The organism is Cytobacillus sp. FSL R5-0377 (assembly GCF_038004385.1).
Lineage (GTDB): Bacteria > Bacillota > Bacilli > Bacillales > Cytobacillaceae > Cytobacillus.
The window spans coordinates 4549961-4562418 of the sequence record NZ_JBBORA010000001.1 but is presented as its reverse complement, the minus strand read 5'-3'; the positions used below and the strand labels follow the sequence as shown (position 1 = coordinate 4562418).

12 protein-coding genes are annotated in these 12458 nt (G+C 36.1%); 6 read left to right on the top strand and 6 right to left on the bottom strand.

Annotated elements, in window-relative coordinates; translation table 11 throughout:
• Positions 1-58 precede the first annotated feature (58 nt).
• Entirely contained in the window at positions 59-1072 is a 1014-nt protein-coding gene (locus tag NSQ49_RS23210) for a fatty acid desaturase family protein (protein ID WP_236566207.1), read from the bottom strand.
• A 175-nt stretch (positions 1073-1247) separates the two neighbouring features.
• On the bottom strand, positions 1248-2273 hold the full coding sequence (locus tag NSQ49_RS23205; RefSeq protein ID WP_251284126.1) for a serine hydrolase domain-containing protein: 1026 nt from the start codon (positions 2271-2273) through the stop codon (positions 1248-1250).
• A 271-nt stretch (positions 2274-2544) separates the two neighbouring features.
• Here NSQ49_RS23205 and NSQ49_RS23200 point away from each other — a divergent pair, with 271 nt between their 5' ends.
• Together NSQ49_RS23200 and NSQ49_RS23195 are read left to right on the top strand one after the other, a co-directional pair.
• The gene (locus NSQ49_RS23200; RefSeq protein WP_251284125.1) at positions 2545-3264 is read left to right on the top strand and encodes a 4'-phosphopantetheinyl transferase family protein; all 720 of its coding nucleotides are present in this window, start codon (positions 2545-2547) and stop codon (positions 3262-3264) included.
• 65 nt (positions 3265-3329) lie between these two features.
• Entirely contained in the window at positions 3330-4193 is an 864-nt protein-coding gene (locus tag NSQ49_RS23195; protein WP_251284124.1) for a dimethylarginine dimethylaminohydrolase family protein, read from the top strand.
• A 528-nt stretch (positions 4194-4721) separates the two neighbouring features.
• Here NSQ49_RS23195 and NSQ49_RS23190 read toward each other — a convergent pair.
• Positions 4722-4886: a hypothetical protein gene (locus tag NSQ49_RS23190; RefSeq protein WP_251284123.1), complete on the bottom strand. Its 165-nt coding sequence runs from the start codon at positions 4884-4886 to the stop codon at positions 4722-4724.
• 219 nt (positions 4887-5105) lie between these two features.
• Here NSQ49_RS23190 and NSQ49_RS23185 point away from each other — a divergent pair, with 219 nt between their 5' ends.
• Together NSQ49_RS23185 and NSQ49_RS23180 are read left to right on the top strand one after the other, a co-directional pair.
• Entirely contained in the window at positions 5106-5552 is a 447-nt protein-coding gene (locus NSQ49_RS23185; protein WP_159864551.1) for a YaiI/YqxD family protein, read from the top strand.
• A gap of 35 nt (positions 5553-5587) precedes the next feature.
• Entirely contained in the window at positions 5588-5779 is a 192-nt protein-coding gene (locus tag NSQ49_RS23180) for a hypothetical protein (protein ID WP_159864554.1), read from the top strand.
• A 505-nt stretch (positions 5780-6284) separates the two neighbouring features.
• Here NSQ49_RS23180 and purU read toward each other — a convergent pair.
• Positions 6285-7184 (bottom strand): formyltetrahydrofolate deformylase, encoded by a 900-nt coding sequence (gene purU / locus NSQ49_RS23175; protein ID WP_251284122.1) that lies wholly within the window; start codon positions 7182-7184, stop codon positions 6285-6287.
• Between the two features lie 920 nt (positions 7185-8104).
• Here purU and sigJ point away from each other — a divergent pair.
• Positions 8105-8974 carry an RNA polymerase sigma factor SigJ gene (gene sigJ / locus NSQ49_RS23170; RefSeq protein WP_251284178.1) on the top strand — a complete coding sequence of 290 codons (870 nt, stop codon included), beginning with the start codon at positions 8105-8107 and terminating at the stop codon, positions 8972-8974.
• A 300-nt stretch (positions 8975-9274) separates the two neighbouring features.
• Positions 9275-10510: an IS110 family transposase gene (locus NSQ49_RS23165; protein ID WP_251171169.1), complete on the top strand. Its 1236-nt coding sequence runs from the start codon at positions 9275-9277 to the stop codon at positions 10508-10510.
• A gap of 178 nt (positions 10511-10688) precedes the next feature.
• Here NSQ49_RS23165 and NSQ49_RS23160 read toward each other — a convergent pair whose 3' ends face one another.
• Positions 10689-11165, bottom strand: a complete 477-nt coding sequence (locus tag NSQ49_RS23160) for a carboxymuconolactone decarboxylase family protein (RefSeq protein WP_251284402.1) — start codon at positions 11163-11165, stop codon at positions 10689-10691.
• A 350-nt stretch (positions 11166-11515) separates the two neighbouring features.
• Positions 11516-12457, bottom strand: coding sequence for a hydroxymethylglutaryl-CoA lyase (locus tag NSQ49_RS23155; protein WP_159864563.1), 942 nt, complete (start codon positions 12455-12457; stop codon positions 11516-11518).
• Between the last annotated feature and the right edge of the window lies 1 nt (position 12458).

The following is a 12458-nucleotide window of genomic DNA, read 5'->3' as shown; positions in this document are numbered from 1 at the left end:
CCCTTCGTTTTAGTGTTTAATTACACCATGTTCGTTAGATTAAATGTAATCTAGCATTCTATTGTTTATCTTTTAATTTATTCCAAAAAGGTATGTGCCCTTGAATATCATCTATAACAGAGGAGAAACCAGGTGCAAATGATAAAAAGAATCCTGTACAGTGATGAGCGTTACGGTAATCGGGATCTTCCAGTAATATCATGTGAGCCTTCTTAATATTGTAGTGTGGAACAGCGGGAAACAAATGATGAACTAAGTGGTATGAATTTCTATGAGGATGTAGTAATAAACGTTCGAGCCAATTTCCAAAGGAGTTTCTGGATGCAAAGATTTCTTTATCAGATTCAAGCCCTGCATGCTCAGCCATTTCAGCCCAATATTTCAAAATTTGAAAAGTAGTTATAAAAGGGACAAACCAGTATAAAATTAACTCTTGCCAAAAACCAAAGTAAATAGAACTCGCTAGAATTACACACCAAAACGAAATTCTAACAATTTGATCTATAAGCGGTTCACCTTTTGAATATGCTGTAACCTTTATCATGCCTATTAAATAATTAGGAACGTGAACCAAAAAAACCGGCTTAACACAGTGACTTATAAAAAAAGAAATTTTATTCTTTGAAGGATTATCTAAGCCTACAATTTTGTATCTTTGTTTGTCAGGATCTATTTCACTCCATAAAAACCTGTGATGATTCATATGACTGCTGCAATAAGCCTTATAAGAAATGAATATAGGGTAAGCAGCAAAAATACTAGCCACCCATTTATTTAGTTTTTGATTTTTAAAAAGCATTCGATGACTCGCTTCGTGCATCATTATATCGAGCCCTCGCATTCTGCTGCCTATGATAAGAATTGCCAACAAATACACCCAAATATTAGTGATGTATTGGTGGAGGGTAATGACTGAAGAAATAATTAACCAGTCAAGACCAATCGCAAAAAAGTTATACCAGTTATTCTTTTGTTGAAGTTCAAAAATCCTTAAAGTGATATCCTTAGTAAAACGGTGCTTCTCCAAGCCTTGATGAGGAATTCCATCTAAAACTCCAGCCTCTTTATTCAATTTTCTGACTCCTTTTTATATATTTTTACATTTCTAATGCATTTATATTTCACTAGGATTCAAGCTTGACAATCTTAAACTCCAAGATTCTTGATAAGAATCATAAAAAAGGGGGATTCGTCAATGACTAATCCCTTCTTCTGAATTTATATTACTTAAAATAAAGCTATCTCATTTATTTAGCAATTTGCTGAAAAAGGTCATCAATTTCTTTTACTATTGGATAGACACTTTGATCAATATTAGACAATATATGTGTTTGAATTTTAGATTTCATATTAACTGATGAATGCATTCTGACTCCAGGATCGAAGCCTAATACAAAATATTTCAATACATCATTTTGCTCCATAGAAATCCATACTCCATAACCATAAAAGATATTGTCATTACTGTTCACATGAGGTGTTAATAAGATTTTTCTATATTTCTCACTTAAGATTTTGTCATTCAAAAGCCCATTCCAGAATTTTTCTAAGTCGTTAACTGTAGAAAAAGCTCCACCATCGGGTCCACCTTTTACCGGAACAGAGTATATATTCGTTTTCCAGCCATCTTTATCATCTATGTACCCCAGCGCGACTCTATCTGGCAGTTGATCCATTCTGAAAAAACCAGAGTCTGTCATTCCACAAGGTTTGAAAATATGGTTCTCTACATATTCAGTAAAAGCCATTCCTGTAGTCTGTTCAACTATGAGTCCCAAAATAATATAACCCGAGTTACTATATGAGAACTTTGTTCCAGGGATGAACTTCATTTTTTCATTTTGAAATAGTGGTACGAAATCAACAGGTGATTGAACAGAATACATAGGCTTCTCGTTCCATATGCCTTCATAATCATCTGTGACTTCTTCATCAAAATAATCCGGTGCCCCAGATGTGTGAGTTAACAAATGATGAATTGTAATGTCCTCACTAAAGTTAGGGAATTGTATATCTAAACAATCCTTTAAACGTGTTTGAAAATCCAGCACACCTTTTTCTGCAAGCTGACAAATCGCTATAGACGTAAATATTTTACATCCTGATGCCATACCAAACCTTGTGTCCACATTGTTAGGAATACCCTCGCTGCGATTAGCTTGTCCATATCCTTCCTTTAGAAGAGTGTCTTGGTCATCCCGAACTAAGACAGCTCCTGAGAATTCTACCTCAGTATTCGAAACAATACGTCGCAGTTCATCGGTTTTGTTCATCCCCCATTCCCCTCCATTCATTTTTTGTAATATATGCAAAATAATGTTAACGCAAATTTCTCTCTAATATCAACAAAATTTAGAAAATTTTATCAATACCATTAAAAATGGTTATTTGTGCTTATATAGTTATAAAATTGTAGAAATAGTTAAAGAAAAGGTAAAGATTATTCAAAGTAAATTTTATGTTGCAATTTCTTGACATCATTTCTTACAAAATATAGGCTGTATATGTATTTGTTAAAAAATTCAAAATTTTTGTGAGGTCTATATGGATTTAACAAATGAGAATGCAGAGGTTTATATTTTTAAAATAGGTCCCTTATTAACACCGGATGATATGCAAAAACAATTAGAGCAATTGCCATTATCTGAACAAAATAGAATAAATAAATATCATCACCAGGCAGACCGGCAAAGATCCTTGGCTGCTCAGGTTTTTATTCGAAAGAAACTAAAAAGGGCACTAAATTGTAACCTTGTAAATATTAAAAGATCTAGTAATGGCCGACCTTATTTGTGTCCATCCACCCATACATTTTCAGGAGATTTTAACCTTTCTCACTCTGAAGACAAGATCATATGCGGCTTTTCCTCAAATGGTAAGATTGGTGTAGACATCGAATCTATCAAGCCATTAGACCTGTCTATTATTGATTTCTGTTTCACACAAGAAGAGAGGAAGTATTTTAACAGCCTGCAAGATCAAGAACGCCTTTTGTTTTTTTATAAAATCTGGACACTGAAGGAAGCTTATGTGAAGGCTATAGGGACAGGTATTACAGATTCTTTTTCACACTTTGGTTTTGATATGGATATGTGGAGATTAGGTGCAGTGGAATTGAAAGTTCATAGGGAAGATGCTTCGGGATATCATTTTAAAATTATAGAACATTCGAATTACGCAGCTGCAATTTGCAGTGAACAGCCGTATACAAAAATTAGATTTATTGATGATAATCCATTAAATAGCATAGTGGATTTATCCTAACTAAATACAATGCATAATACCCATAAAGCCAATAAATCACAAAATCATATACAAAGTGAGGGATAATGATGAATGCAGATGCTGAACTTCTAAGATCTTTTTGTAATAATGAATACGATACTTTAAAGGAAGTTATTGTTTGTGAACCTAAAAATATAAACATAAATAGTTTAATAAATGAGACTCAAAAGCATTACATTTCTATAGGAGTAGATGTCCAACAGGCTCGTATTCAATTCGATCATTTCACAAAGATACTAAGGTCTAATGGTATAGATACGCTTGAATTACCAACTAAAAGACTATTGAACGAACAAGTCTTCACCAGGGATATTGGCTTTACTATAGGAAATATGCTATTAGTTGGCAAGATGGCAAGTGAAGTAAGAAGAGAAGAGACATCAGTACTACAAAATTTTTTATCGAGCAACGGCATCCCTTATTACAATATATTTAATCAGTCTATTGAAGGCGGGGATGTGATTATTGATAATGAAATTGTATATGTAGGAATCAGTCAGCGAACAGATTGGAGTTCATATCTTGAACTTAAACATTTTTTAAATGAACACACAGTAACCCCCCTCCCCTTCTCACATCAATATTTACATCTGGATTGCGTATTTAATATCTTGTCGAAAAATCTAGCTTTAATCTATTCACCTGCCTTCTCAAGGCAAGAAATAAATCTCCTATCTGAAAAATATGATCTAATTGAAGTTGATCAAGAAGAGCAATTTTCTCTCGGCACCAATATCTTATCTTTAGGTAACCGCAGAATTGTGAGTTTGCCAAATAACAAAAAAGTAAATAACCAACTAAAACTCCACAGGTATGAAGTCATTGAAGTTGAATTTGATGAAATCATTAAATCTGGTGGTTCTTTCCGTTGCTGTACATTACCAATAAGAAGAGAAATGTCGTCCTAACTTCTCTATTTTGGAATACATAAGGGATTTTTATCCTATTAAACTCAGATAAATTTAGAGAGTTACCGAAGAAGATAGTAACACTCTTCCTTTTTTCATTTTTTTATAAATTTCCCACATCCTTTTGATTCTAAAAAATAGCGTCGGCCCTGTGGGCTGACGCTGAAAGCAATATTGTAATGTATTTCCTACAGAACTCCTAAAATACTCCCCATGCAGCCATTAACAATATCACTTCTAAACGGCTTTTTTTTCTTTCCTTTTTTAAGCAATTCCAGGTAATGATCAGCGTCATGTTACTGTAATGTTTTCTTTATAATGTCAATAATAAAATGTGAATGCTTTTTGTAAAAATCCCATGCTAACTTAACTGCTTGGATTTAATAGAAAGGATTCCTGTTTAAACTGGCCTATCAATTAACAGGTTATACCTCTGATGCAGAGGATGTTGTACATGATGTTTTTTAAAGTTATATGATGTCCCAAAGGAGAAGCTGAGTGATCCTAAAGCCTAACTTTGTAAAATGGTCACGAATCGGTGTTATGATATACAAAAATCGGCTCGCATAAAACGGGAGCAATATTTTGAGGAATGGCTGCCTGAACTGCTGTTTCATTCAAGTACTTGCGATAATACTGAACTGCAGATTCAGTGGACTTTTCAACTATCTCTTCTTTTTCTTCCTTAGACATATCATTACACCCCTGCAAAATTAATGCTGCCAAAACCAGTACCAGGATTCTCCTTTAATGCGCAATTGAACCACCATTTGCCAACACAATCTATAAAGTATAATATGAGGAAAGAAATTATAGCAAAAGAAAGAACTCTTGATCATTTCAAACAAAGTCACAAATCCCTTTGAAAAGGTAAAGTTTTATTAAGTAGAACTTCTTAACAGGAGGGAAAAGATGAAAATTTATGTGGATGCAGATGCTTGTCCGGTGAAAGAAGTTATTATTTCTGAAGCAAGGACTTTTGAAATTCCGGTTATCCTTGTTACAAGCTTTTCTCATTTTTCTAATGCAAAACAGCCATCCGGAGTGGAAACTATTTATGTTGATTCTGGAGCAGAAGCTGCAGATTATCGAATTGTGAAGTTAGTGGAAAAAGGAGATATTATCGTCACGCAAGATTATGGTCTTGCTTCACTAGGATTAGCAAAAGGAGTGATCGTACTTCACCATAAAGGATTTAGATATACAAATGAAAATATTGACCAATTATTACAAACACGTTATTTAAGTGCAATGGCTAGAAAAGGCGGACAGCGAACAAAGGGACCAAAGCCTTTTACAGCAGAAGACCGGGAGCAATTTAGGGATCTTTTTAGACAGGTTATTTCTATTAAAAGTTAGGCTAAACTCAGAGATTCAGAAAGGAGATAAATATTTTGAAGTATATAAAATCGCAAATGCAACAACTAATTAAGGAAAATAAAGAATTGCATACACGCTTTAAAGAACTGAAGGTTGAGCATGGTCTTGAAAAAAACAATGCCCTAAAGGCCTTGTACCATTCAGAAGTTACGGATGGTGGAAAGTATCAGGCAGCTTACCAAGCACTTGAGCAGCCCAAGAAGTAATCACTTATATCTTATTTAGACTACTAAAAATTCCTCAAAAAAGAGGAGCTGTCCCTTCTTGAAATAACGTATTAACTTAACGCAACCGGCGTCAGGCCCTTTATACTTTGATAAATATCAACATTACCATATATTAACATATATAGTTTATCTGTCCAATTTGGTAAATGTTATTTCTGCTCAAATTTGATAACTCCCCCCACCAAAGCGCATCTAAAGGAAAATGGGGGATTTGTTCATGCACTTTTGATTCCATGGCTGCCTCAATCTCATTTTGCCTCTAAGCTATTCCTATTCAAATCGTTGTACACCTTTTTCCCACTACATTTCGGTAAAAATCTTCAGCAGAAAACAAAAAACACTTAAAAGTCCTTAGCCCTATGGGATATAGAGCTAAGGCTGCCTAAGGCTTTTTTATTATTTCCACTGTCTGCTTGACATGGGCAGATCACAAGAAAATGCATTACTAAACTGAGAGACAGGCGCTCATTACAGATCCTTTTTCTTAAAAAACAATTGTTTTATTTTCATGAACAATAATCCGGTCTTCTAAATGCCATTTAACCGCTCTGGCAAGAACACTTCGTTCAATAGAACGTCCGCTCTTTTTTAGATCATCTATATGATCCCGGTGGTCGACACGCTTGATATCTTGTTCAATGATTGGTCCTTCGTCAAGATCGTTTGTAACATAATGAGACGTTGCCCCAATTATTTTTACTCCGCGCTGATGGGCTCGATCATATGGCCTCGCACCAACAAATGCAGGAAGGAAAGAGTGATGAATATTAATGATCTTGAATGGATGAGCCTCTACAAAAACCGGCGTCAAAATCTGCATATATCTGGCTAAGATGATTAAGTCAATATCAAATTCTTTTAAAAGCTGCAGCTGTCTTTCTTCCACTTCCTCTCTATTTTCTTTGCTTGCTGGTATGTAAAAGAATGGAATATGCAAGGATTCTGCAATTTGTCTTGCTTCCTCGTGATTACTCACAATAAGAGCGATGTCGGTAAGCAAATCACCACTTTGCCATTCCCATAACAGCTCACGTAAACAATGAAGTTCTTTTGATACGAAAATAGCTGTCTTCTTCAATTCATAAACAAATGCTAATTTCCATTCCATTGAAAATGTTTCTGCGATTTCCTTAAATTGACTCTTCAACTCTTCTTCCTTCGACTGTAAACCAGGACATTCAAACTCGATTCGGATAAAAAAGGTGCCACCCTCTGGATTTGTCGAATATTGACTTGATTCGATAATATTAGCATCATACTGGAACAGAAACTGGGAAACAGCAGCCACAATACCCGGTTGATCAGGACAATTGATAAGCAGCCGCCCCCTGTTTTTTTGACTTTCTCTAAATACTTGAAGTTGATCTTGAATAGATGAAATCATATGAATCTCCTTTTTTAATTTTATTTACTATAATAGACTTATTGTTCTGGATTTAAAAGCATATTTTTTATAAAGTTATTTATTTGGGTTTATGGAATAGTTTAACATTGAGGAATGCTGAAACTTGGTGCCAGCCCTTTCAATGGAATGGACAGACAGGCACTTCTTCGAGTGAAATGTATACGAGAAAGAGCTGCTCGAATAAGCGGCATCGTTTTTATTTTACTTACATATGTTTTTTACTATTGGCCGTTGTCACTGGCTATGTAAGAAATTTTTGTAAATAAACAATTTAAAAAGTTGCCTGTCCCCAAGTATAGTAATGCCTATATAATTAGGGGACAGGCACACACCTTTATCATGATGTAAGATGTGTATGAAAAGAGCCTGCACTCAACTCGTCTCAGTGATTTATAAATTCTAAAAAATTCGTACACATTCTTATACCTGCTGGGCTTATTAGTTATTCTCTAATGCTGGAACTTATAGGTGATTTTTTTGGAAATGCATCTTAAGACAGCAAGCTCTTAGTCAAGAAATTTCCATCATACAGACGCATGTCAAAAACGGTTCCCTTAATTTTTCACCGAAAGCAAAAAAGTTCTATCAAGCAACGTGCCCCAGATATAATATATATAAAATCCCAAGTTTAAAATGAAATACATCTGTTTTTCAAAAAGTTTCCTTTGATTTTCTGCTATATAATTTGTTAAAATGCGGTACTTTAACTCCAAAGCTGTTTATAGTTAGTTAAAAAATAAACTCTTCCTAAGCCAACACTCATGTTAAGTAAAAAGAAGTTTGTGTAATAATTCTTGAACACCTCTCCTCTTTGTCACAAAAACTCTCCTTTACTCGTTTTATTTTTGGAGCCTTTGCTTTGTATCAGCATTTGGCCGAATAAGATTGGAAGTGAAATGATGCAGGAAATGTACATGCAATATAAAGGATTGCTGTTTAAACTGGCCTATCAATTGACAGGTTCTGCCTCTGATGCAGAGGATGTTGTACATGATGTTTTTTTGAAAATATATGATGTGCCAAAGGAGAAGCTGACGGATCCTAAAGCCTATCTTTGTAAAATGGTCACAAATCGGTGTTATGATATACAAAAATCGGCCCGCAAAAAGCGGGAGCAATATTATGGGGAATGGCTGCCGGAACCGCTGTTTCATTCGAATACTGGTGATGATTCCATCGAATCGGTTGAACGTGGTGATTTATTGTCTTATGCCATGATCGTACTGCTTGAACGGCTTACGCCAGCGGAGCGTGTTGTTTTTGTCCTGTGTGAAGCACTGGGCTTTGATTATAGGGAAATTGCAGAGCTCATCGAAAAAAGCGAGGCGAATTGCCGTAAACTATTCAGTCGTGCCCGTGCAAAAATGGGGATTTCCTCTGAAGAGCTTGATCATACGGAAACAGCCCCTAATGAACTGGTTACGGACTTTCTGGCAGCACTCAAACAAGGGAACATGAAGCGAATGGTATCCATGCTTGATCCTAATGTAATATTGGTCTCTGATGGCGGAGGAAAAGCAAAAGCTGCTATATTTCCTATTAAAACAAGTGATCATGTTGCCCGCTTTCTCATGGGAACTGTACACAAAGCATCAAGAGATGAAAGAGCAATGCCAATTGAAATCAGCATAATCAATGAACAGCCTGCTTTTATTCAGCGTTCTGATGATGGGATTCAGACGGTGGGCATCATTCATACTGAGGGAAATAGGATTCGGAATATATACATTGTCCGAAACCCGGACAAATTGAAGCCTACAGAGGTTTAATTCTTGAGACCGATAAGATGATTTCTTCCATCTTACCGGTCTTTCGTATTATAAGGTTAGCCAGAATGCTAAATATTTCTGGTTGACCTTTTTTTATTGGGTCTTATTATATCAGTAGCCAGGGTAGAACGTAACTGCTCGTGGGGCTTAGACCCCGTCAGCTAAACGGTTCGCCCCCTACTTGTAGAAACATGATTGAGGCTGGTTGGGACTTTGATCTCGTATAACAAGCGAAGCTGTGACACTGCAAGGAGAAATTAGGGGTACTGGTAAATTACATGTTTAGGAGGAGGATTTAGAATGAATCCAGTCGTTGGTCTGGATATTTCAAAAGGGGAAAGTCAAGTTCAAGCATTTTTAGATAAAGGCAAACCATTCAGAAAGAGTTTTAAAGTATCTCATACAGTTGAAGGGCTAAGTTATCTTGTATCGTTTCTGGAGGATGTGAAAAAAGAGTCTGGTAAGAAGCCTTCAATCATTCTAGAAGCTACTGGGCACTATCAAACTCCTGTTGTTCATTATTTGGAAGAACGAGGTTATTTATTGATTATTATCAACCCGTTGATTTCATACAAGGCAAGAGGCTCAAGTTTAAGAAAAGTAAAGACAGATGCTGTAGATGCCTATCTTCTTTGTGAGTTATTCTACAAAGAGGAGTTAGAGCCTTATAAAAAGAGAGGTGTTCAATTATTAAACCTTCGAAATCTTACAAGACAGCATGAAAATATTACTGGAGTAACAATTCAAACGAAGCTTCAATTTCAAGCTGTTCTTGAACAAGTGTTTCCAGAATATAAGGGGGTTTTTGGAGATTTATATTCGGTGGTATCACTCTTAACGCTTTCAGAGTTCCCCTCTTCCGAGGATATTATTAAAGCAAGTGAAGAAACAATTACAGATAAGATACATGAATTATGTAAAAGTCGATCAATTAGGTGGGCAAAAGAAAGTGCGATTAAACTTAAGGCTGCGGCAGCTCGTAACCCTTTTGAAAAGACAGTCTACCAGAGTCATATTTTAAGCCTTGGTATGTATATTAATATGATTCTTCAATACAAAGAGCACCTATCAAAGTTGGAGTCGGAGATAGATGCCCTCGCTAAAGAAATTGAAGAATATAATATTATCAAATCTATCCCTGGTATCGGGGAAAAAATCGCTGCAACGATTATTTCAGAAATTGGAGAGATAGATCGATTTACTAATCCTAAAAAGCTGGTAGCTTTCGCTGGAGTTGATCCAAGTGTATTCGAATCTGGTAAGTTTACAGCCACAAAGAATCGAATTACAAAACGAGGGTCAAGTAGGCTTCGTCACGCCTTATATATGGCTGTTCGTTGTGCGATTCGTGATTGCCGTAAAAAGAAAACAACGGATGAAATCATCCCTCGCAACAAGAAAATGCGAGAGTTTTACGACAAGAAACGTGGCGAAGGAAAACCCTTTAAAGTAACTGTAATTGCATGCGTAAATAAACTCTTACATTGGATATTTGCCCTTTTAAAGAACAGAACCACTTTCCAAGATTTAGCTTAGAACCAAAAATAAACTAAATAACACAAAACCTTCCAAAACCAGAATAACGGAAGGTTATTTGGCATGCACATTTTTAGTATAGCATGAGATATTTTAAGTTTTTATTGAAAAATATTGACAAACTATTAGCTGGTTTTTTGTATGTTTAAGGTGAATGAGCTTTTCGTTGTTCTGCCACTCACAGTCCTGCTTTAGTTAATCCAAAAGCAGCGTCAGCAGAACCCGGCACATTTTTGAAAGCTATGCTGATACGGTTCCAGGCATTGATTGCCATTATGGAAAAGGTAAGATCAGATAATTCTTTTTCAGAAAGATGTTCACGAACACTGTCATAAACTTCATCAGGAACACCGTGTTCAGGCAGCTTAGTCAAAATCTCAGTCCATTCCAGCGCTGCTCGTTCGCGAGGGCTAAATAAAGTGGATTCGCGCCAAATCGGTATATGATAAAGACGAAGCTCACCCTCGCCATGAATCTTTGCCTGCTTGATATGCATATCCACACAAAAGGCACATCCATTCATTTGTGAAGCTCTAATGTGAACGAGGTGTAGAATTTTCTCCTCAATGGAACTTTCCTTCTCAGCATTAGTCAGTGCCATCATCTTATTGAGGAATTCTGGTGAATGTTGCATGTAATTAATTCGTTGTGTCATTTTGGTTACCCCTTTTCTTTTATGAATTAGCAATGATTCTTGATCTAACGTTGAAATGTTTACTGTTTTTTAGCACTATCTTGGTTGAATCACCCTCCCTTGGCTGTGTTCATAAATAAAACGATGCAGGGGTTCTTTTTGTGACGCTTATAATTAAATTAGTTTATATCTTAAGTAAACGATTGGTTAAAGAGAGTTGGTGTAAGTATAGGGGCACCATAAAATAAGGGAAAAAAATAAGATTGAGGAACTATCAAGATGTTAATCCATCTGGTTACCCGATTTTAAATACCGGGTAACCGATAAAGAAATAACAAATTCGAGGATATTCTATTAATATGCTTTCTTGTTTATTCTCCAATTTTTACTTGTTCATTCGGTGATCTACTAAGGTCGGAACATTTCCCTGCTTTTAAGATGAAGCTGTTTGATTCATCCGGAAATCTTTCTTTTAACTCACTTCCAATTTTCATCACATTATCAAGCTGAATGCCTGTTCTGATTCCCATTTCCTCAAATCCGTGAACCAGATCTTCAGTAGCAATATTTCCGCTTGCATTTGGTGCATAGGGACACCCACCAAGACCTGCAGCAGAACTATCAAAATCCTTGATCCCTGTTTCCAGTCCGGCAACTGCATTAGCAAATGCCATACCTCTAGTATTATGCAGGTGCAGCGAAAAATGAAAATCTGGGAACTGAGACTTTAGTGTTGAAACAACGGTTTTTATTTTCACCGGATTTGCCATCCCGGTTGTATCCGCTAATGAGATATCCTTAATACCCAGTTCTTCGTATCGCCTGCAAATTTCAAGATGCCTCTCAATTGGGACATTTCCTTCATAAGGACATCCGAATGCAACAGAGATGGATCCGCCAATTTGAACAAGTGAGTCTTCAGCAGATTTGACGAGACTTTCAAACGCCTTCATTGCTTCAAAGGTTGTGGTATTGGCATTGCTTAAACTATGAGAGTCTGTAGCAGACAGCATTAACTTCACTTTGTCAACATTGGCCGCTATGGCTCTTTCCATCCCTTTTACGTTTGGTACGAGAGCTCTTAATTTAACTCCTTGGACTCGTTTAATTTTAGTTAAAACGGCACTCGCATCGCTTAATTGCGGAATTGCCTTCGGGTGTACAAATGAAGTTACCTCGATTTGCCTAAAGCCGCAATCAATTAATCTATTTATATATTCAACTTTTTCTTCTGTCGGAATGACTTCTGACAAACTTTGAAACCCATCTCTAGGACATACTTCTGTAATGGTCACTTCATTTGGATATGACATT

What these genes read in the sequence shown, in the direction of transcription:
- NSQ49_RS23205 (WP_251284126.1), bottom strand. Translation starts at nt 2,273, where the DNA reads ATGAACAAAACCGATGAACTGCGACGTATTGTTTCGAATACTGAGGTA.
- NSQ49_RS23200 (WP_251284125.1), top strand. Translation starts at nt 2,545, where the DNA reads ATGGATTTAACAAATGAGAATGCAGAGGTTTATATTTTTAAAATAGGT.
- NSQ49_RS23195 (WP_251284124.1), top strand. Translation starts at nt 3,330, where the DNA reads ATGATGAATGCAGATGCTGAACTTCTAAGATCTTTTTGTAATAATGAA.
- NSQ49_RS23190 (WP_251284123.1), bottom strand. Translation starts at nt 4,886, where the DNA reads ATGTCTAAGGAAGAAAAAGAAGAGATAGTTGAAAAGTCCACTGAATCT.
- NSQ49_RS23185 (WP_159864551.1), top strand. Translation starts at nt 5,106, where the DNA reads ATGAAAATTTATGTGGATGCAGATGCTTGTCCGGTGAAAGAAGTTATT.
- purU (WP_251284122.1), bottom strand. Translation starts at nt 7,184, where the DNA reads ATGATTTCATCTATTCAAGATCAACTTCAAGTATTTAGAGAAAGTCAA.
- sigJ (WP_251284178.1), top strand. Translation starts at nt 8,105, where the DNA reads ATGCAGGAAATGTACATGCAATATAAAGGATTGCTGTTTAAACTGGCC.
- NSQ49_RS23165 (WP_251171169.1), top strand. Translation starts at nt 9,275, where the DNA reads ATGAATCCAGTCGTTGGTCTGGATATTTCAAAAGGGGAAAGTCAAGTT.
- NSQ49_RS23160 (WP_251284402.1), bottom strand. Translation starts at nt 11,165, where the DNA reads ATGACACAACGAATTAATTACATGCAACATTCACCAGAATTCCTCAAT.
- NSQ49_RS23155 (WP_159864563.1), bottom strand. Translation starts at nt 12,457, where the DNA reads ATGTCATATCCAAATGAAGTGACCATTACAGAAGTATGTCCTAGAGAT.